Origin of the sequence: Alteromonas sp. RW2A1, assembly GCF_001886475.1 — a bacterium.
GTDB classification, from domain to species: domain Bacteria; phylum Pseudomonadota; class Gammaproteobacteria; order Enterobacterales; family Alteromonadaceae; genus Alteromonas; species Alteromonas hispanica.
The window spans coordinates 3152805-3174047 of the sequence record NZ_CP018031.1 but is presented as its reverse complement, the minus strand read 5'-3'; the positions used below and the strand labels follow the sequence as shown (position 1 = coordinate 3174047).

19 protein-coding genes are annotated in these 21243 nt (G+C 43.8%); 8 read left to right on the top strand and 11 right to left on the bottom strand.

What is annotated here, in order from left to right; genetic code table 11:
- The 10 genes from BM528_RS14115 to tnpA form a co-directional block, all read right to left on the bottom strand.
- Nucleotides 1-897 (bottom strand): aspartoacylase, encoded by an 897-nt coding sequence (locus BM528_RS14115; RefSeq protein WP_071980371.1) that lies wholly within the window; start codon nt 895-897, stop codon nt 1-3.
- 21 nt (nt 898-918) lie between these two features.
- On the bottom strand, nt 919-1146 hold the full coding sequence (yacG, locus tag BM528_RS14110; protein WP_071980370.1) for a DNA gyrase inhibitor YacG: 228 nt from the start codon (nt 1144-1146) through the stop codon (nt 919-921).
- A 249-nt stretch (nt 1147-1395) separates the two neighbouring features.
- On the bottom strand, nt 1396-2148 hold the full coding sequence (gene zapD, locus BM528_RS14105) for a cell division protein ZapD (RefSeq protein ID WP_071980369.1): 753 nt from the start codon (nt 2146-2148) through the stop codon (nt 1396-1398).
- A 398-nt stretch (nt 2149-2546) separates the two neighbouring features.
- The gene (coaE, locus tag BM528_RS14100; RefSeq protein ID WP_071980368.1) at nt 2547-3152 is read right to left on the bottom strand and encodes a dephospho-CoA kinase; all 606 of its coding nucleotides are present in this window, start codon (nt 3150-3152) and stop codon (nt 2547-2549) included.
- The gene (locus tag BM528_RS14095; protein ID WP_071980367.1) at nt 3153-4061 is read right to left on the bottom strand and encodes a prepilin peptidase; all 909 of its coding nucleotides are present in this window, start codon (nt 4059-4061) and stop codon (nt 3153-3155) included. It abuts the gene before it with no gap.
- Nucleotides 4062-4223: 162 nt separating this feature from the next.
- Nucleotides 4224-5432: a type II secretion system F family protein gene (locus BM528_RS14090; protein ID WP_071980366.1), complete on the bottom strand. Its 1209-nt coding sequence runs from the start codon at nt 5430-5432 to the stop codon at nt 4224-4226.
- Between the two features lie 70 nt (nt 5433-5502).
- Nucleotides 5503-5931 carry a pilin gene (locus BM528_RS14085; RefSeq protein WP_071980365.1) on the bottom strand — a complete coding sequence of 143 codons (429 nt, stop codon included), beginning with the start codon at nt 5929-5931 and terminating at the stop codon, nt 5503-5505.
- Nucleotides 5932-6363: 432 nt separating this feature from the next.
- Nucleotides 6364-7218, bottom strand: a complete 855-nt coding sequence (gene nadC, locus BM528_RS14080) for a carboxylating nicotinate-nucleotide diphosphorylase (RefSeq protein WP_198033618.1) — start codon at nt 7216-7218, stop codon at nt 6364-6366.
- 33 nt (nt 7219-7251) lie between these two features.
- On the bottom strand, nt 7252-7770 hold the full coding sequence (locus tag BM528_RS14075) for a retropepsin-like aspartic protease family protein (protein ID WP_071980363.1): 519 nt from the start codon (nt 7768-7770) through the stop codon (nt 7252-7254).
- 284 nt (nt 7771-8054) lie between these two features.
- On the bottom strand, nt 8055-8438 hold the full coding sequence (tnpA, locus tag BM528_RS14070) for an IS200/IS605 family transposase (RefSeq protein WP_071980362.1): 384 nt from the start codon (nt 8436-8438) through the stop codon (nt 8055-8057).
- Between the two features lie 38 nt (nt 8439-8476).
- On the opposite strand from tnpA, the gene BM528_RS14065 reads away from it, so the two are divergent.
- The 8 genes from BM528_RS14065 (at nt 8477) to BM528_RS18890 (ending at nt 19671) form a co-directional block, all read left to right on the top strand.
- Nucleotides 8477-9703: an RNA-guided endonuclease InsQ/TnpB family protein gene (locus tag BM528_RS14065; RefSeq protein ID WP_071980361.1), complete on the top strand. Its 1227-nt coding sequence runs from the start codon at nt 8477-8479 to the stop codon at nt 9701-9703.
- A 94-nt stretch (nt 9704-9797) separates the two neighbouring features.
- On the top strand, nt 9798-10337 hold the full coding sequence (ampD, locus tag BM528_RS14060) for a 1,6-anhydro-N-acetylmuramyl-L-alanine amidase AmpD (protein WP_071980360.1): 540 nt from the start codon (nt 9798-9800) through the stop codon (nt 10335-10337).
- A 109-nt stretch (nt 10338-10446) separates the two neighbouring features.
- Nucleotides 10447-11361, top strand: a complete 915-nt coding sequence (gene ampE, locus BM528_RS14055) for a beta-lactamase regulator AmpE (RefSeq protein ID WP_071980359.1) — start codon at nt 10447-10449, stop codon at nt 11359-11361.
- Between the two features lie 365 nt (nt 11362-11726).
- On the top strand, nt 11727-12473 hold the full coding sequence (locus BM528_RS14050; RefSeq protein WP_071980358.1) for a GntR family transcriptional regulator: 747 nt from the start codon (nt 11727-11729) through the stop codon (nt 12471-12473).
- A 187-nt stretch (nt 12474-12660) separates the two neighbouring features.
- Nucleotides 12661-15336 (top strand): pyruvate dehydrogenase (acetyl-transferring), homodimeric type, encoded by a 2676-nt coding sequence (gene aceE, locus BM528_RS14045; protein ID WP_071980357.1) that lies wholly within the window; start codon nt 12661-12663, stop codon nt 15334-15336.
- 21 nt (nt 15337-15357) lie between these two features.
- On the top strand, nt 15358-17439 hold the full coding sequence (aceF, locus tag BM528_RS14040) for a pyruvate dehydrogenase complex dihydrolipoyllysine-residue acetyltransferase (RefSeq protein ID WP_071980356.1): 2082 nt from the start codon (nt 15358-15360) through the stop codon (nt 17437-17439).
- A 142-nt stretch (nt 17440-17581) separates the two neighbouring features.
- A complete protein-coding gene (lpdA, locus tag BM528_RS14035) occupies nt 17582-19003 on the top strand; it encodes a dihydrolipoyl dehydrogenase (protein WP_071980355.1) in 1422 nt (473 codons plus the stop codon).
- Between the two features lie 227 nt (nt 19004-19230).
- The gene (locus BM528_RS18890) at nt 19231-19671 is read left to right on the top strand and encodes a hypothetical protein (protein ID WP_071980354.1); all 441 of its coding nucleotides are present in this window, start codon (nt 19231-19233) and stop codon (nt 19669-19671) included.
- 28 nt (nt 19672-19699) lie between these two features.
- Here BM528_RS18890 and BM528_RS14025 read toward each other — a convergent pair whose 3' ends face one another.
- Complete coding sequence (locus BM528_RS14025) at nt 19700-20782, bottom strand: LysR family transcriptional regulator (RefSeq protein ID WP_071980353.1); 1083 nt, start codon at nt 20780-20782, stop codon at nt 19700-19702.
- Nucleotides 20783-21243: the final 461 nt, after the last annotated feature.

The following is a 21243-nucleotide window of genomic DNA, read 5'->3' as shown; positions in this document are numbered from 1 at the left end:
TTAGATTTCTATGCGTTCAGATGTGGCAAACGCCACGTCTAACTTGTGATAGGCGGCCTCATTAATAAAGTGAGGGTAGGTAGGCTCATCGCCATGCCACACGATATCTTTACCATCAAACCCTCTAAACATAGGGTTACCGGGCATTAACGGCACAAAATCATTATCTTGAATAGAATGATGAATCATTGCCGTGCGATTTCCTTCTTCGTTGAGCGGAAATGACACATTTTCTCCTAAACGAAATGCCTCACACGGTGGCAAGTTATCGCACTCATTGTTATTTAGTGCGATACAAAAACTCAATAGCACTTCTGCCATTTTTTGTGTAGACAAAAATACATCTTCTCTCAGCACGCCTTGTGGCTGTGCGCCTACTTCTATCATTACCCCCAGCTTTCCGGTAGTGCATAAATACCCGTGCTCATGATAAGGCTTCTCATCTTCTACCAGAATATTGGCGTCGGGCATGTGTTGTTTTACGTAGCGAGCCATTTTTATATACACATCGCTGGTATCAAGAATGATGAGGGTTGCACCCATATTGCTGGTGGTATTGTGAATATCAATCACTAAATCGGTTGTTGAAGCACCTTTGGGACCTAGCTGAGCGTTGATCGCTGCTGCAAGCTCTTGTTCTTGCGAGATGCTGCCTAACGAGTTTGGCGTCTTGGTGTGCCGACTACTCGAAAGTGCTTGGTTAGTAAATTGGCGATTGAGATCTTCCTCTAAAAATCTCACGTTTGCAGCAATAGCGGCGGGGTTTGCTTTGTAGAGCGTAATATCTAGGCTGCTAAACTGAGACGGTACGCCATTATCTTCCCAGTTTTGAACGAGCTGAATACCGCTCATTTCGTTACCGTGAGTGCCACCGACTAATGCGATAGAATTAATCATGATGTTCCTTTAAAAGAAAAATTAGTGTTTAAAAAAGTCGTCTGGCTGCTCGGCTAGCATTGCTTCAATCTCTTCTATATCGATAGATTGCGGCGTTGCATCATCGGCAGGCTTACCCGCTATTTTTCTGTCTTCTCCAGCCCACTCACCTAAGTCAATTAGCTGACATTTTTTACTACAAAAAGGGCGATATTCACTTTCGGGTGACCAAACTACGGGTTTGGTACATATGGGGCATTTGACTTCCATCTATCTCTCCAATAAAAGAATTTATATCAAGGATGAAAATAAGACTATAAACTAAGTACTCAAACTGAGCCCTTAAAATAAGCTTCCATCCAAGCTATCAAATCAAGTCTTTAAGTTACGCCTTCGAGTCAGCATTTTGAAAAAGCAGCGTATAAAATAAATTTAAAACGGCACCGATAAAGAGCCCTATAAAAGAGTTCACCAGTACAAAAATACGTTAAGTAACATCAAATGTAAGCGTGGTATAGGTTAGCAGGCTGCCAGAAGGAATTGAACGTTTTCTTCCACTGAACCACTTTTACTGTCTTCAGTTGAAAACAACATAAAGCGCAGCGCGTAGCGATACTTATTACCGCTCAGAGTAGGGTAGTAGCCTTCATCTACACGACATTTTACGCGAATAAGTTCATTTTTATCTTCGGCGGCACCTTGGAAGAAACCACTTTCAGCAACTGTGGTTTTGAACTGACCTCGTTCGCGAATAAACGACAGGCTCACTGTAATGGCGTCGTCTAGCAAAGCAAGGGTTTCTAACCATTGTGTTATTTCATTTAGACGACGTTCTAAAGGCTGGTGAAGCCAAAAATGTAAGTTAGGTAGGTCAAAGCTGCACGCCCCGCCGGGTATGGCGAAACGCTGCCTAATGGAGCTTAAAAGCTTATCTTCTTTTAACGCATTGCCAAACCGGCCGTCGGTTTTAATCTTTTGACGAAGGCGTAGCACTGTTTTTAGTGCATGCTCTAAAGCGGTAGTATCAATTTTGGGGTGCTTAGACCAATACACGAGGTTTTTTTCGTGGGCTTCTAAATCTTTAGTTAAATCTGAGCGAAGATCGATGCGTTCTATCAAGTCAAGCAGTTCAAAAAGCTGCTCGAAAAATACCAGTTGTAAGCTACTTTGTTCTGCTTTCGCTGTAATTTTAAGTTGGCCAAGCAGCTGCTCTACGCGCAGATAGTTGCGCACTTTTTCCTTAAGGGGAAATTCGAATACAGCGTCGCTCATGGAAATCCTTAAAACACACTTACGTTAGGCGAAAGTCTAAAGCCTAAAGCATAGAGGCGGTTAAGCCAAGTATACTTCTCAACCAAACTCTTCTTTTGATGCTAATTGAGTAAAAAAGTTTCAAAATCAAACAAAAACCAGAGAAAACAAAAAATTAAAACCTGCAGGCGGAGTGTCTGCAGACAGAGTATGTTTAGACGGACGGCATAAAGACAGATTACTTATAAACAGATTATTTGTAGACAAATTACTTGTAGAAAACTAGGGCACAATTCTTTCACTTAAGTAGAGAGCCCTTTGTTAAGTGCCCTTCTAAAATAGCTCTCCGTTAAGTGCCCTTCGAAAATAGCGCTCCGTAAAAAGCAATCCGTAAATAGCTCTCCATAAAGAGCTTTCCGTTAAGACACCTGCATTAGCAGCTTAGTATGTAAGCCGTCAACTTGCTGGTGCAACGATGTAAGCGTAGTGCTGTTATCAAGCACGTAGTCTGCAGCCTGTAAGCGTTCCTCTCTGCTTGCCTGTGCCGCCATAATATTTTTAATTGTTTGCTTGTCACTACTATCTCTTTGCATAGCGCGCTTAAGCTGAATATCCTCTTCACAATCCACCACAACTACCTTACTACACATTTCAGTAAGCTTATTTTCTACCAGCAAGGGCACAGACAATATGCAGTAAGAGCTAGTTGAGGCTGCAATTAGCTCTAGCATACGCTCGCGAATAAGCGGATGTAATAACTTGTTTAGCCATGCTTTGGCTTCGGGGGCTGCGAACACTTGCTTGCGCAGTTGGGCTCTGTCGAGAGTACCGTCATTGAGTAATACGCTTTTCCCGAAGCGCTGTACAATACTGTGTAACCCGAGGGTTCCTGGGAGTACAACATCTCTTGCTACTTCATCTGCATCAACAACATCGATATTGTGGGTTTTAAAGCGCTCAGTAGCAGCTGATTTGCCGCTTCCAATACCGCCTGTTAGGCCAATAACGTAAGGAGTATTGATCATTTATAATACAAGCTCGAGATAGGTAGAAATAATAGTATCTTTGTACAAAAGGGTAAGCCAACCTGCCACTGCCAAATAAGGGCCAAAGGGGATAGCCAGTGACTTGCCTTTATTTTGCGCCAACATTATGGCGATACCTACCACCGCACCAACGAAAGATGACAATAGTATTATTACTGGCAAACCTTGCCAGCCCGTGTAGGCACCAAGCGCTGCAAGTAATTTAAAATCGCCATAGCCCATTCCTTCTTTGCCAGTAACAAGCTTAAACAGCCAATACACCGACCATAAACTAAGATACCCAGCAGCAGCGCCTATAATAGCGTCGGTGGTGCTCACAAAAATGCTATTAGTACTTAGCAGTAAGCCAAGCCATAGCAGGGGCAGGGTGAGTTGGTCGGGCAGCAACATTTTATCAAGGTCGATAAAAATAAGCGCTATAAGTATATAGGTAAATAAAACTGCCCAAAGCGCTTGAGGGGTAGGTCCAAAATGAAAAGCGGTAAAGGTACATGCAAAGGCCGTAAACAGTTCTACCAGTGGATATCGAGGAGATATACCTGTTTTACAACTGGCGCATTTACCTTTTAATAGCACATAGCTTATTACCGGAATATTTTCCCAAGCGCGAATAGTGTGGCCACATTTGGGGCAGGTGCTGTCTGGTTTAACGAGGTTGAAAGGGGCTGAACTGCTCTTGGAGTCACTATTAGAACCATGTGTAGAATAAGTCCCTTCACTAGTGTCCGCAAAATAACTATCGTATTCCTCTTGCCAGCTACGCTCCATCATAATGGGTAGGCGATAAATAACCACATTCAAAAAGCTGCCAACCATTAAGCTGACTAAAAACACGAGTAGATAGAAGAACTCTGGGTGAAGTTGGCTAAGGGTGATCATTGCATCCATTAAGTTGCTTCCATAAACAGTATGGTTATATAGGTAAATACTTATGTAAAAAGCTCGCTGGTTAGCGAGCTTATTTAATAAGGTTTTTCGGACAGGTAATTTGTAAGCTTAAGCGTAAATGCTAACCAATACTATTTTGCCTAAGCTTCTTCCCAACGCCATTTATACCACGTTACCCATATCAAATATAGGCAGGTACATAGCAACAATAAGACCACCGATAACTACACCTAGTACAGCCATAATCATAGGCTCTAGTAAGCTAGTTAAGCCGTCTACCATGTCATCCACTTCCGCTTCATAGATAGTGGCAATCTTGCTTAGCATTTCATCTACAGCACCAGACTCTTCGCCAATAGCAATCATCTGCGTCACCATATCGGGGAATACGTTAGTCGCACGCATAGCCACATGCATGGGTATACCGCCTGCTACTTCTTTACGCATAAATAAGATAGCATCACGATATACTGCATTACCCGAGGCTCCGGCAGCAGATTCAAGTGCGCCTATCAGAGGTACACCAGCGGCGAATGTTGTTGCAAGTGTACGGGTAAAGCGAGCAATACTGGCTTTTCTGAGAATTTCCCCAATCACAGGAATTTTTAAAACGAATCTATCACAAGAATCCCGCAGCTTTTGACTTTTCTTATAAGCACGGCCAAACAAAAAGGCTGCAATACCTACAGCAATTGCGATAAAGATACCGTAATCTTGCACGAAGCGAGAAATACCTAGAACAAACTGCGTGAAGGCCGGTAGTTCAGCACCAAAACTGCTGAATATCTCTTCAAACTGTGGAACAACAAAAACAAGAAGAATAGTAGTTACAATAAACGCAACTACAACCACAGCTATAGGATAAAACATCGCCTTTTTGATTTTAGATTTTAAAGCTTCGGCTTTTTCCTTGTATGTGGCTATTCGGTCGTAAATAAGCTCGAGGGCTCCAGACTGCTCACCGGTATACACAAGGTCGCAATACAAATCATCGAAATAGTTGGGGTGTTTTCTCAATGCTGAAGATAAAGGGTTACCGGCTTTTACTTCCTCGGTAATCTCGCCAAGCAACTTGCGCATGCTAACTTTTGCATGGCCTTGGGCAATCATCTCAAGAGATTGTATAAGGGTAACACCAGCGCTAAGCATAGTGGCTATTTGCCTAGAGGTGACAGAAATATCTGCCGCAGTTATTTTTGCAGCGCCAGAGCCAAACAAAGGTTTACTTTGTTTTTTTACTTTGTTCGCTGATATTCCCTGTCTACGTAAAAGGTTCTTAGCTTCCGAAAGTGATGCCGCTGAAATTTCACCTTTCCTACCCGCACCGTGCCGGTCTTTACCTTGCCATTCAAAAACAGCTGCTGTTTTCACTTTTTAGTTTCCTCATAAACTAAAAAGGGAAGTGCAGTGCACTTCCCCCAATTTTCATTACGATTACTCGTTAGCAAACTCCTGCGGCTACACATGTACCGCCTTTTTCCCATGTAATCGGAGCGTCAACACCGCTAGGTGTAAGAGTAAATGTAAGGCCATCAACCTCAGCAGAACCGGTTGCTTGAATTACACCGTTAGCAATCGTCACGCTGTCCGCAATGCTGTCTGGATCAGCAGAGTTGTCGATCGCAGCTGGGAATCCATTTACTCCAGGGTTTGCTTCTGCTAATGCTGTAATTTCTCCCGTTTGTGCTGCTACTTCGAATGCACTTTTGAAAGCAGTTGTCGCCATCACAACCTCAGTAAACTTAGACTTCTGCGTGTAAGTCTGATAAGCAGGCAACGCAATCGCTGCAAGAATACCGATGATTGCAACAACAATCATTAATTCAATAAGGGTGAAACCTTTTTGGTTTGTTTTATTCATTTTCATCATGGTCTATCTCCGGGACGCGTATAACACGCTAAGTTTAAATAAATTCAAATTGACGTTTATACCCGAGTCGTCCTTAAACGCCCCTGGTACTTGTTACTCAGTATAGAATTTTATTTGTCACTGACAAGTATCTAGAACTATACCTATGTCTGACTAAGCAAGTATGACACGTTCATCTACGCCTTTGCAGGTCTATGTCATTGAACTTTTGTATAAAACTCTTTTTGCTTTCGACGTATATCGGGCAATACAATACTCAATATTTAATGTTTTAAGTGTTGACCGCTATCGCTGTTCCCGCCTTCATTTTTATTTTGCGAATATTTGCAAGTAGTTAACCAGCGTATTCCTCAAAACACAATTTAAGCACACTACATCAAGCCCAGGTTCTCTTAAACACTAACGAAATATTACTTATGCCTGCACTATATATTAGTCCAAATTTATACGCAGCGATAAATCTATCGCCTGCACATGCTTGGTTAATGCACCGGAAGATATATAATCCACGCCTAGCTTAGATAAAGAAGACAGTCTCTCGTCGGTAATATTGCCAGACACTTCAAGCTTACACTTACCGTTATTAAGCGCCACTGCCTGTTGGATCTGTTCGTTAGTAAAGTTATCTAACATCACTATGTCTGCACCGGCCTCAAGCGCTAACTTGAACTCGTTGATACTTTCCACTTCTACTTCTACTGTTTTACCCGGCATAGTTTCTTTAGCCCGGCTCACCGCTTTTTCAATGCCGCCGCAAGAGAATATATGATTCTCTTTTATTAGAAATGCATCAAATAGCCCAACGCGGTGATTTTGTCCGCCGCCACAGCGAACAGCGTATTTTTGCGCATATCGCAGGCCAGGAAGCGTTTTTCTGGTATCTAGAATTTTCGTTTTCGTACCTTGCAAAAACTTTGTGTAAAAAGCAGTGACGGTTGCGCTGGCTGATAAAGTCTGCAAGAAGTTAAGTGCGGTGCGCTCAGCGGTAAGAATAGCGCGGGCAGAGCCAGACAAACTCACCAGCACGGTATCAGCAACTACGCTGTCACCATCTTCAACATGCCAGGTTACCGTTACCGATTCGTCAATAAGTGCAAATGCCTGATTTACCCATGCCACGCCGCAAATAACGCAAGGTTCTCTGGTGATAATTGTCGCACTAGCCGTTACATCTTTGTCGATAAGGTTGGCGGTAATATCATTATCGGCATTAAGCTCTCCGCCCAAATCTTCTATTAATGCTAAAGAAACTTGCTCGCGTATGGCGTCTATATCGGGTGATGTTATCTTCATCGCTATGGTCTTTTCAGGTTGTCTTTTTTACAGGGTACGCAATATTAACCAATCGCCACGCTGAGTAAACTCTAATTGGCGAAGAACGCTCATTCCAAGCAAAATATGGTTATCTTGCATACCAGGGTTTAAGTTTGCCTGTACGTTTCGTAGCTCAATATCGCCAATGCGAAGGGTATCTATTGTCGATTCGGCAATTCTAACCGTGCCATTGGCGGTTCGCGCTAGCCCTTGGCGGCCAGCCTGTAATTGTAGCTTGTTAGCTAAATGGGCGGGAACGGCAACGTCGGTAGCTCCGGTATCAACTAAGAAAATAACTTCTTCACCATTAATGAAGCCACTGGTTACATAATGCCCCTGACGATTTTGCTTTAGACGCACTTCGGTTTGTGCACCCATTCGCTCAGAAATTGGGTCACTGTTGGGGTTTACCTGTTTTTCCAATAGGTCTGAGAATACAAAAACCAGCAGTCCCAGACCGCAGACCCAGGCAAGAACCACCATCCATTTGCCAGCAGCGCTTGTTTCGTATTGTTCCTGTGACATTACCCTCTTACCTCTTTTTGCTTATGTAAACGAATGACACTGTATGGCACTGTAATAGTGCACAATGATGAGACATCATTGCCTCTTATAGATACTGTGTTAATTCCTTGTTTTAATTCTGATTGCTATTAGTAAGGTAGCAATGTAACACTTCTATATGTAATCGGTTTTTTGTAAAAGAGATTAAAAACAGGTCTCAACCAATCACCGAATAACTTTTATCAAATATTTTGCGAGAAAACCCAGCGATCTTTAGTCGCTGGGATGAATCGCTAGCCTTGTTCCTAAATATATCTTCGGATTGTTTCTGCACTAGCATTTCCAACGGAGCAGACAAAATAGCCGTCTGACCAGAATGTTCTTTCCTTCCAAAACTGCTTTTTGAGGTTTGGACTGTAGCACCATATTTTGTGTGTAGTCAGTTGTTTGATATTTCTAACATGCTGAGAAATGCTGTATTTGGGCGAAATAATCATTAAAATATGGACATGATCTTTGTCGATTTCAATCTCTTCAATATCGAAATCTGACTCCATCGAGAGTTGTTTAATTGTCGCCTTAAGAAATTGACCTAGTTCACCAATCAGTAGCTGTTTTCTGTACTTAACAACCAATATTAAGTGTAAAGCTATAAGATATTTACAGTGTGATTTTGTTTCATAATCCATCTTGACAACTCATGCTTATACAGTAGTCTATACAGTATATGAAAAAGACGCTCAGATACAATTACAGGCTCAACCCAACGCCAGAGCAGGAAGCGAAACTCATCGAGTTTGGTGCAACAGCGCGTGGCATTTGGAACCTGTTGTTGTCTGAAACTATGCGGCGCTACGAGTTTGACACGACGTTCTTGTTTTACAAGGATATGGCTTCGCTACTCAAAGAACTTAAGGCTTTTGAAGAGTTTGCTTGGATAAAAGCGTTCGATTCAGCAGCAGCTCAGCAAGTTGCAAGAGACTTGGAAACAGCACTCAAGAACGCATTTTCAAAAGGCCGTTTGCAGCACTTCCCAAAACATAAAGTCTCTTATAAGCAAAAAAAGCTTCATAATGATAGCTTTCGAGCGGTGAACAATTCTAATTGCATACGTATTGAAAATGGCGCTATTAGCATCCCAAAGGTGGGTAAAGTGCCAATCATCTTGCACCGCGACTTAATGAGCCAAATTAAGACCGTCACCATTCAATACCGACACGGAAAGTGGGAATGTAGCATCACTCAGGAAGTTGAGTGTAAAACAGCGCTTCGTGTTTTAAATTCCATCACTGGCTTTGATATTAATTCAAAACAAACGGTTGTAGGCTCAAATGGTTTTACCGCCGACAACCCCAAGTTTTTAAAACGCTCGAAAGAGAAATTAACGCACTTACAACGCCAGCTTGCAAGGCGAAACAAAGGCTCTAATCGCTGGCAAAAAACCAAACAACGCATCAATAAGCTTCATGGCAAAATCTCACGGCAAAGACTCGACTTTGCACATCAAATATCACGACAGATAACCAATGAAACCGATATTCTGGTGTTTGAAGATTTGAACATAAAAGCAATGCAGCAGTTCAACGGCAGCATGGTGGCCGACAATGTGATGGGCTTAATCACCCAGCTTTCGAAGTATAAAGCAGAGCTGAAAGGTAAGCTCTATCACGAAATTGGTCGATTTGAAAAATCTACAGGTATTTGCAGCGAGTGCGATCAACAGCATGCATTGTCATTGAACGAACGATATTTTACCTGTACGGCGTGCAACACCTATCAAAGCCGAGATCTCTCTGCGGCAAAGAGCATTGCTAAGACAGGTGAATTAGACTTAGTTGCGACTGGAATCGTCGCGAGGGTTATGCCCACATCTCAGCAGAAATCAATCATTAAAATGAAAGTCTTCGAATTATCGAAGTTGGTTGAAGGATCTGAGAAAAAAGAAGCAGCCTAGTATCAAAGCTAGGCTTTAGAAGCCCAGTGAACTTTAGTCACTGGGTAGTTCACACTCATCACTTGCACCACGTTACGATAAGAAGATTTGCGACATGACAATTTACCACAACGCCACTCTTTTGCCTTCTCCGCACTGCGATGCACGTCCTGATGGAGCCGTGGTGAACGTATTAGTTATTCACAATATCTCTCTGCCACCCTCACATTTTGGTACGTCGGGGATAAGAGATTTGTTTATGGGTGAGCTCGACCCTACTGAGCATCCATTTTATCAAGAAATTGCCGGATTGAGGGTATCTGCCCACTGCGTTATTTACCGCACGGGCAAAGTAGAACAGTTTGTGCCATTTAATGAACGTGCATGGCATGCAGGTCTGTCCACTTTTCAGGGGAAAAGCAGGTGTAATGACTTCTCAATTGGTATTGAGCTTGAAGGCACAGATACGCTGGCATACACCAACGAGCAGTACGCTGCATTAACAGAGCTAACCGAGTTTATCGTTAAGCACTACCCAGACATTACGTTAGGGCGTATTGTAGGTCACAACGATATCGCTCCGGGGAGAAAAACTGATCCTGGACAAGCTTTCGATTGGGCGCGTTACAGAAAAAGCCTGACTCATTTGATATAAGCATTGCTGCAAGCTATTTATCAAGTATGCGAGCTCACAACGAAATATGATGCAAAAAATGAACAAACGTACAAACAAATAAACCAATAAAGAAGAAGCGACCTATCACATGATTTTAATGAGTTTGCTATTAGTTTTAAGCTTGGAACGGCTGATAAGTAAAGAACCGAATTGGCACATTGAAAAATATGCTAGTCAATACAGAGAATGGCTTACAGGTAAAGGATGGATAGGAAAGAAAAGCAATTCTGCAGTTTTGTATAGTAGTTTGCTGGCCCCGGCTGTCATTTTAGCCGCTGTTGAGTATTTTCTGCTGGGTGCTTTTCTTACCTTTATTGAGCAAAGTATTGTTCTATTCCTGTGTATTGGCTGCCCAGCCTTAAGAGCAACTTACAAATGCTTTTTAAACGCAGCTGAACGTAACGACTTGCAAGCCTGCAGCATGTATACAGACCAGCTTGGTCATTGCGCGAATACACAGAGTGAAAATGAAAACGGTGAAAACGAAGACGGTGAATACGAAGAAAAGAATCAAGGAAGTGCTCAAGTACAGGGAAAAAGCTTTGGGCAACACTTAACCTGGCTTAATTATCAGCATTACGCAGCCGTTATGCTGTGGTTTATGGCCTTTGGTGCGCCCGGTGCACTGTTTTACAGTTTTAGTAGAAGCACAACGGAAGCACTCTGCGCGGCACAACATCCTTTGCGAGAAACTGCTGGTCGCCTTATGTTCGCACTAGATTACGTTCCAGTGCGTATCACCACATTTGGAATGCTAATGATGGGGCATTTTTCAAGGGCATTGCCCGAGTGGATAAAGCACGCGCTGCAACTTGATATATCCGCTTACGATGTGTTGACGATTATTTCAGCAAAAGCGGAAATGCTCACGCCTGAAGAACAGGCATTGCAGGCTGAAAATGCAGCTGTTGAACCCAAGGTTTTAGTAAAATTAGCAAAACGTAATGTTATTTTTTTACTGGTTGTTACGTCTGCACTTACGGTTATTGGCAGCTTGGCATAGCGATTATTTTTTACATTTACCTGTTGGGGAATAGTTGGTCTAATAAAAAACTGCCGCTATATCAGACCTTTTTGTCGCTATTTCCTTCTTTTCTTTCTCATCAGACCAGTAATGATGAGAAAACTTTTCTTAACAAATTCAATTATAAAGCTTTACACGCTGCAAACTGAGCAAGGTTTGCTATGCTTGAGAGTATTTACCTCTAAATCGATCTGCCTTAAACTGTATAGGTAAAATGGTATTACCAATTTTCGTTGTGAGAATATTTAACTGATGTATTCAGTGCATTCACAACTGTTATTGATACCAAAGGACTTCAGCAAAGAACTTCACAATAGGACTTCAACAAAGGAAGACAAGGCCGCATGCGTCAGCAGCGAAAAAAACTAGCAGATGTTATTACCGAGCAGCTTGAATCTATGATTCTTGATGGTTCGCTTTTAGCCGGGCAAAAGTTACCGCCTGAGCGCGAATTAGCGCAGCAGTTTGATGTGTCTCGTCCCTCTTTACGTGAAGCCATTGGTAACCTGCAAGCCCGCGGTTTAGTAGAAAGAAAGCAGGGTGGCGGCACATTCGTCAATCGCAATCTCAATTCTGCTATGACAGACCCACTGATGGACTTAGTGAGTGCGCGACCAGAAACACAGTTCGATTTGCTCGAATTTAGACATGCGTTAGAAGGTATGTCTGCGTATTACGCGGCGCTTCGAGGTCAGCCCGAAGATTACAACGCGCTCAAGCAAGCGCTTAACAATCTTCCAGCACCAAAAGCCAATGAGAGCAAGCGAGAACAAGCGGAAGCGCTAGGCCGATTTTATATCATCATGGCCAGGGCTTCTCATAACATGGTTCTGCTACATGTAATGAGCACCATGCAAAGTATGTTGGTAGACAACATAGAACGAAATTTAGACATGCTTGCTGTGCATAGCGATGCGGTTGCAGATATTGCAAAGCAGCGTCGCGAAATTGTTGAAGCCATTGCTTCACAAGATCCAGAAGCAGCGCGACAGGCATGCAATACACATTTGGCGTTTATTGAAAAAACGCTATTAACCATTAATCAGCGCGACACTCGTGTTCAGCGAGCGTTGCGCCGTTTAGAGATTTAGCCGCGCGCACCGAGCACACGGTTAATTATTCGCAGAGGCCGGTCGGGGTATTCCCGTGCCACTGCAACAGCAGGTGAGCCAGAACGGGTCACTGTGAGTACAACGTAGTTTAGTTTTCCTCCTTAAATGCAGGGGCTTAGCCATGCACAAGGAGGATTTTCTATATAAGCAAAAATAGGATGGCACCATGACTGATATGATGCACCAAGATGTGGATCCTCAAGAAACTAAAGAGTGGCTAGATGCCCTCGAGTCTGTATTCGAAGAGGAAGGTGTAGAACGCGCTCATTACTTACTTGAGAAGCTAGTTGATAAAGCTCGTCGTAGCGGAGCACACTTACCGTATGACGCAACAACTGCGTACATCAACACTATCCCTGCGGCGCAAGAACCTAACATGCCTGGCGACCTAACGATTGAAGCGCGTATTCGTGCAGCAATTCGTTGGAACGCACTAATGATAGTATTGCGAGCGTCTAAGAAAGATCTAGAACTTGGTGGTCACATTGGTAGCTTTGCCTCTTCAGCCATGCTGTACGATGTGGGTTTCAACCACTTCTTTAAAGCGCCAAAAGATGGCAACGGCGGCGATTTTATTTTTGCTCAAGGGCATATTTCTCCGGGGATCTACGCTCGTTCTTTCATTGAAGGTAATTTAACTGAAGAGCAGCTAAACAATTTCCGTCAAGAGTGTGCTGGCGATGGCTTATCATCGTACCCTCATCCTCACTTGATGAAAGATTATTGGCAGTTCCCAACGGTTTCTATGGGCTTAGGTCCACTTCAAGCTATTTATACTGCTCGCTTCCTTAAGTACCTAACCAATCGTGGTATAAAAGACTGTTCAGAGCAGCGCGTGTACTGCTACATGGGCGATGGTGAGTGTGATGAGCCAGAATCATTGGGTGCAATTGGCTTAGCGTCTCGCGAAGGCCTAGACAACCTAACATTTGTTATCAACTGTAACTTACAGCGCCTAGACGGCCCTGTACGCGGTAACGGCAAGATTATCCAAGAACTTGAAGGCACATTCCGCGGCGCAGGCTGGGAAGTGGTTAAAGTTATTTGGGGTAGTTACTGGGATGAACTTCTTGCGCGCGATAAGTCTGGTAAGCTAATTCAGCTTATGGGTGAAACCGTAGACGGTGAATACCAGAACTGTAAAGCTAAAGGCGGAAAATACACCCGCGAAAACTTCTTCAACAAGTACCCAGAAACAAAAGCGCTTGTAGCTAACTATTCAGATGATGATATCTGGCGCTTGAACCGTGGTGGACACGATCCGGTTAAAGTATTTGCTGCGTATCAAAAAGCTATCGACACCAAAGGTCGTCCAACGGTAATACTAGCGAAAACTGTAAAAGGTTTTGGTCTTGGCTCTTCAGGTGAAGCACAAAACGTTGCGCACAACGTGAAGAAAATGGACGTGGAATCTATTAAGAAATTCCGCGATCGTTTCAACATTCCGGTAGAAGACGACAAAATTGCCGACCTTCCTTACTACCGCTTCCCAGAAGACAGCGAAGAGCTTAAGTACCTTAAAGAGCGTCGTGAAGCGCTTGGCGGTTATTTACCCGCGCGCAGAGAGCAGGCTGAAGAGCAGCTTGAAGTGCCAGAACTTAAAGCTTTTGACGCCATTCTGAAAGGATCTGGCGATCGTCAGGTGTCGTCTACCATGACATTTGTACGAGTACTAAACGCTTTGCTTAAAGACAAGAAAATTGGCAAGCGCATTGTACCCATTATTCCTGATGAAGCTCGTACGTTCGGTATGGAAGGCTTGTTCCGTCAGGTTGGTATTTACGCTAACGAAGGCCAAAAATACGTTCCACAAGATGCCGACCAAGTGGCTTACTATCGCGAAGATAAGAAAGGTCAGGTACTACAAGAAGGTATTAACGAGTTAGGTGCAATGGCATCGTGGGTTGCGTCAGGTACGTCTTACTCAACCTGTAACGCTACCACTATTCCGTTCTACATTTACTATTCGATGTTTGGTTTCCAACGCGTTGGCGACTTAGCATGGGCGGCTGGCGATAGCCAAGCACGTGGTTTCCTTTTGGGTGCAACAGCAGGTAGAACAACACTAAATGGTGAAGGTCTACAGCATCAAGATGGCCACTCACATGTTCAGGCGAACCTAATTCCAAACTGTATTACTTACGACCCAACGTATGGTTACGAAGTGGCGGTTATCATTCAAGACGGTCTGCGTCGTATGTACGGTAACAACGAAAATATCTTCTACTACCTAACGCTGATGAACGAGAACTATCAGCACCCTGCAATGCCAGAAGAAGATGATATTGCAGAGAAAATCATTAAAGGTATCTACAAGCTAGAGCGCGTTGAAAACGACAAGTCTAAGCTTAACGTTCAGTTAATGGGCTCAGGTACTATCTTGAACGAAGTACGTAAAGCAGCGCAGATTCTTTGTGAAGACTACAACGTATCGTCTGACGTTTACTCGGTAACCTCATTCAACGAGCTAGCCCGCGAAGGTCAAGACATAGCACGTTGGAACATGCTAAACCCAGAAGCCGAGCAAAAAGTCCCTTACATCGGTCAGGTGATTACGAAAGATGCAGGTCCAGCAATTTCTGCCACTGACTATGTGAAGAACTACTCTGATCAAGTACGCGCGTTTATCGATACTGAATATCGCTGCCTAGGTACAGATGGTTTTGGTCGAAGCGATAGCCGTGAAAACTTGCGTACACACTTTGAAGTTAATGCGTCGTACATTGTGGTGGCATCACTTTACGAATTAGCTCAGCGCGGTGACGTTGAGAAGAAAGTGGTGGCAGAAGCCATTAAGCGTTTTGATATAAACGCTGAAAAACTTAACCCACTTTACGCGTAAGCCAGATAAGGTATTTTACATATGTCAGATATTCAAAAGATTATCGTACCCGACGTAGGCGGTGACGAAGTTGAAGTTATCGAGCTATGTGTTGCCGTAGGCGACAACATTGAGGCAGAGGAAGGCGTTGTTACTGTAGAAAGTGACAAAGCGTCTATGGACATCCCAGCACCGTTTGAAGGTGAGATTGTAAGCCTGTCTGTATCAGTAGGCGATAAAATCAAAGAAGGCGATGTGATTGGTGAAATGAAGGCTGCAGGTGGTGACAGTTCGGATGAGAGCAGCGCTGAAGAAACATCTTCAGACAACGCGTCACAAGAAGAAGCGCCTAAGCAAGAAGAAGCACCAAAAGAAGAAAGCAAGTCAGATGCAGCGCCCGCTGCGTCTGGCGGCAGCGAAGTGATTGAAGTTGCCGTTCCGGATATCGGTTCTGACGATGAAGTTGACGTAATCGATGTATTGGTTTCAGTGGGCGACACCATCGATAAAGAAGATGGTCTTATTACCCTTGAAACTGATAAAGCGACGATGGACGTTCCTTCAACACACGCAGGTACAGTGAAAGAAGTTCTTATCAGTAATGGTGATAAGGTAAAAGAAGGCACGGTAGTGATTAAGCTTGAAATTGCTGGTGAAGGCGGTTCAAGCGAGTCGTCTTCAACTGAGAAAGCTGAAAAATCAGAAGCGTCTTCTAGCGAAGAGTCGAGCCAACAAGAATCAGCACCTCAAGCAGAAGCAAGCAGCGAGACTATCGAAGTTGCAGTACCTGATATTGGTGAAGACGGTGAAGTTGACGTTATCGATGTGCTTGTATCTGCCGGCGATACTGTTGAAAAAGAAGACGGCCTAATAACGCTAGAAACCGACAAAGCCACTATGGATGTACCTTCAACACATGCGGGTACCATCAAAGAAGTCTTTATCAAAACAGGCGATAAGGTTAAGCAAGGCACACTAGTCGTTAAATTAGAAACTAGTGGCGGCTCTTCGGCAAGCGCCGAATCTGCTGACAAGCAGTCTTCAGGCAAAGAAGCTAGCAACGCGAATGAAAGTAAAGCTGAAAGCAAGTCAGAAGCGCCTAAACAGGCTGCAGCTGCTAATGCATCAACTGTGAGTGCATCAGAGCAAAAGTCTGCGCCAGCTAAACAAGAGTCGGCTCAAGACAACGGTGGAAAAGCTCATGCCTCTCCATCAGTACGTCGTATTGCGCGTGAGTTTGGTGTAGATCTTACCCTGGTTAAAGGTTCTGGTCGCAAGAACCGTATTTTGAAGGAAGATGTTCAAGAATACGTCAAAGCTGAACTGGCTAAGCCTAAAACTGCTGCCGCGTCAGGTAATGCGCCTGTGGGTGACAACGTGCTTCAAATTGTGCCGGTTAAACCTGTCGATCACAGCAAGTTTGGTGAAATTGAAGAGCAAAAGCTATCGCGTATTCAGAAAATCTCTGGTCCGTTCTTACATCGTAACTGGGCAACTATCCCACACGTTACCCAGTTCGACGAAGCAGATATCACTGAAGTTGAAGACTTCCGTAAAGAGCAGAATGCTTACCATGCGAAAGTTAAGTCTGGTCTTAAGATCACGCCACTTGTATTCGTAATGAAAGCGGTAGCTAAAGCACTTGAAAAATACGAAGTATTTAATTCTTCACTGTCTGACGATGGCGAAAGCTTAATTATCAAGAAGTTCATCAATATTGGTATCGCGGTGGAAACACCAGGAGGCCTTGTTGTTCCCGTTATTCGCGACGTCAATAAGAAGGGCATTGAAGAACTTTCTCGCGAGCTTATCGAAACATCGAAGAAAGCCCGTGAAGGTAAGTTGAAAGCTGCAGACATGCAGGGCGGCACATTTACTATTTCAAGCCTAGGCGGTATTGGCGGTACGGCATTTACACCAATCGTGAACGCGCCAGAGGTAGGTATTTTAGGTGTCTCTAAATCTGAGATGAAACCTAAGTGGAATGGCAGTGAATTTGAACCTCGTTTAATGGTTCCGCTAAGCTTGTCATACGACCACCGTGTGATTGATGGTGCGGTAGGTGCAAGGTTTGCTGCAGAAGTTGCTGCCAATCTTACTGACTTACGTAGAATTATACTTTAAAAAAAAATCGTAAAATGTTTACAATATGATTAACATTTTCGACGATTTTATAAGCCCTTAGGGCGGTATTTAGGTTATGCTAGCACCTATGTGCGTAAGCATCGTGTGTTAGCATAATCAAAAAAGAGGATTGAGGTTCACAATGAGCGAAATTAAAACGCAATTAGTGGTACTGGGCGGCGGCCCTGGCGGTTATTCTGCTGCATTCCGTGCAGCTGATCTAGGCGTTGAAACAGTTATCGTAGATTCGCGCGATTCATTAGGCGGTGTATGTCTTAATGTTGGCTGTATTCCTTCAAAAGCTCTTCTTCACGTTGCGAAAGTAATGAAAGAAGCAAAGCATTTGGCAAGTCATGGCGTGAGCTTTGGTGAGCCAAAGATTGATCTAGATAAAATTCGTGATTACAAAGACGGCGTTGTTAAGCAGCTTACCAACGGTCTTGCTGGCATGTCTAAAATGCGCAAAACCAAGCACGTTAAAGGCTTTGGTAAATTTACAGGCGCAAACACCCTTGAAGTAAAAAATGGTGACGACGTTACTACTATTACTTTTGAAAAAGCGATTATTGCTGCGGGTTCTGAGCCTGTAAGCCTGCCGTTCATCCCAGAAGATGAGCGCGTAATTGACTCAACTGGCGCACTGGAAATGAAAGACATTCCAGAGAAAATGCTAGTACTAGGCGGTGGTATCATCGGTCTAGAAATGGGTACAGTATACGAAGCGCTTGGCTCAAACATTGATGTAGTTGAATTCTTAGACCAGCTTATTCCAGCAGCTGACAAAGACATCATGAAAGTATTCATGAAGGACTACAAAGAAAAATTCAACATCATGCTAGAAACGAAAGTTACTGCAGTTGAAGCAAAAGATGACGGTCTATACGTAACATTTGAGGGCAAGAACGCACCTGCTGAGCCAGTACGTTATGACAAAGTACTCGTTGCTGTTGGTCGTAAGCCTAACGGTAAACTAGTGGGCGCAGAAGCTGCAGGCGTTAATGTTGATGATCGCGGCTTTATCAATGTTGATAAGCAAATGCGTACTAACGTTGACCACATCTTCGCCATCGGTGACCTTGTAGGTCAACCTATGCTTGCGCACAAAGCGGTTCACGAAGGTCACGTTGCAGCAGAAGTTATCGCTGGACAGAAGCACTACTTCGACCCACGTGCAATTCCTTCAGTTGCATACACTGAGCCAGAAGTAGCTTGGGTTGGTTTAACTGAGAAAGAAGCGAAAGAGCAGGGCGTAAGCTACGAAACAGCGGTATTCCCATGGGCAGCCTCTGGTCGTGCAATTGCATCTGATGCAACTAACGGTATGACCAAGATGATCTTCGACAAAGACACGGGTCGCGTTATCGGTGGTGCAATGGTAGGTACCAACGCGGGTGAAATGCTTGGTGAGATTGGCCTAGCCATTGAAATGGGTGCGGATGCTGAAGATGTAGCATTAACTATCCACGCTCACCCAACGCTGAACGAATCTATCGGTCTTGCGTCTGAAATCTTCGAAGGAAGCATCACAGACTTGCCAAATCCGAAAGCGAAGAAAAAGAAGTAAACGTCTTTTTCGCTAATTAATTAAAACCCGCTCAACGAGCGGGTTTTTTGTATCTTGCACTTTTACAGCTCTGTGCTTTTCCTTTCTTTCGCTTAAGTTCTAACATAAAAAATTTCTTATTTGTTGGTTTTTTATACTAAAGGGTGATTTACGTTATTGAACGATTAATTAAAATACGCGCCTCTTAAGTTATCCCATTTTATACTCAACATACATAAAAGGTTTTAATGCAAAGTACTCCACCATCTCGTTTGTCATCTCCGGCTTCATTTTCTAAACACGGTGAATATGCCATTGAACTCAACGGCTGCGTTATAAAGGCAGAATTGAAAGGTATTGCAACGCAAAAAATGCTGCAGCAATATCACGACGATGTTCTCATGCTGACAGGGAATCTTGATGGTGCGCAATGGGGCTTCATCGGCTCAATTTTTGGGACGGGTGTATTAACACCAGAAGCGGAAGAGTGGCTTGTAGTGTCTATAAAGCGCCGTATGAAGCTTGGCATGCTTGCAAGTGTGGTAATTGCAGATAGGGCAAAAGTGCCTGCCTTAGTGGTTAGGCAGTTTGAGCGGGTATTCCAGCAGGCGGGAATAAAGTACTTGTTCTGTAGTAGCGAGCAGGAAGGGCTAGATTGGCTTTCTTCACTGGGATGTAAAGCCAACTAACCCTGTTACTTGTTTTGTTATTGCATGTTTAAGCAATCACTTTTTCTTTAATTTTTTGGTTGGCTGCAACTTCTTCAGTGTCAAACTCTTGCGTTTTAAGATGCGCTGGCGTGAATTCGTTGCAGTCCATATTACGCTGCTCCATAAAGCGCTTAACGGTTTTTTCGCAATACGCTTTACGGCAACATTGAGACAGCAACATTTCGTGACGCTGTACCCGTTCGCGTATAAATTTTACTACCAAACCTCGAAGCCATTGTAATCCTGCATCTTGGTCTTGACGCTTGTGCCACATAACAGACAGTGGTGAACTTACAATTTCAATTGGCGTTTCAAAAACCGCAAGTTCACCAGAAAATATCTCTCGCTCCATTACAAGTGATGGTGCAACACAAATGAGGTTACTTTCTTTTAGCAGAGGCGTTGCGTTGTAAAACTGATTAACCGACATAGCTACGCGGCGTTTTAACCCTAAGTTAGCCAATACTTGATCGGTAGGGCCTGTCACATCGCCTGTCACAGAAACCAATAGATGATCAGCGGCCACAAACTCTTCTAACGTAAGCTGACTTTTCGCCAATGGGTGATCTGGGCGCATAACCACAACCCAGCTGAGATCAAGTACGTGTTCGGCGCGTATAACTGAATCTGGCTCTTGGTATTTGGAAAACGTTAGCTCAGCTTCTGCGTCTTTAAGTATTTTGTCCGTTTCCATGTCGTAATTAGGAATAGCGTGAATATTGATACCTGGCGCTTCGTTTTCGATAACTTGGCGAAGTGGTCCCCACACCATAGAAACAATACTGTCTGTCGCGGCAATTCTAAATGTACGCTTGGCCGTTGCGGGGTTGAAGTCTGTCGGGTTTACCGCAACTTCAAGTTCACCCAACGGGCCTTGAATTTGGCTCCATAAGTTTTTGGCAAATGAAGTGGGTTGAATACCGCGTCCGTCCTTAACAAATAATTCGTCTTTCCATGCAGTTCTCATACGTGACAGGGCATTTGATACTGCCGGCTGAGTCATTGACAGCCTATCTGCGGCGCGGGTAATAGCACCTTCTGTCATTATCGCATCGAATATCATTAGTAAGTTTAAGTCATGTGGACGCATAATCGTCTCCGGTCTTTAGACGCTTCTTGCGATAATCATTTAGCCAAAAAGGAGGAAGCGCTGCGTAAACGCGCCGTAAACCCATCCTTGGGGGCTCCGCTACCGCATCCTTGCGGTAGAGGGTTTACTCCGCGCTTCCACCTCTTTGTCTCTCGACTATCGCAAAAAGCGTCAATTGCTTTTTATGTACCCGAAGGTACAAGTGATCTACTTCGCATTGACAACGAGTGTCATCTTGCTTTGTATCTACAGGCCATTTTTTACTCGCCTGAATTAAGGTGAAGTTACTCCGCGCTTCCACCTCTTTGTCTCTCGACTATCGCAAAAAGCATCGATTGCTTTTTATGTACCCAAAGGTACAAGTGAACTACTTCGCATTGACAACGTGTGTCACCTCGCCTTGTATCTACAGGCCTTGTTATTACGCCTGAAGTAAGGTGAAGTTACTCCGCGCTTTCACC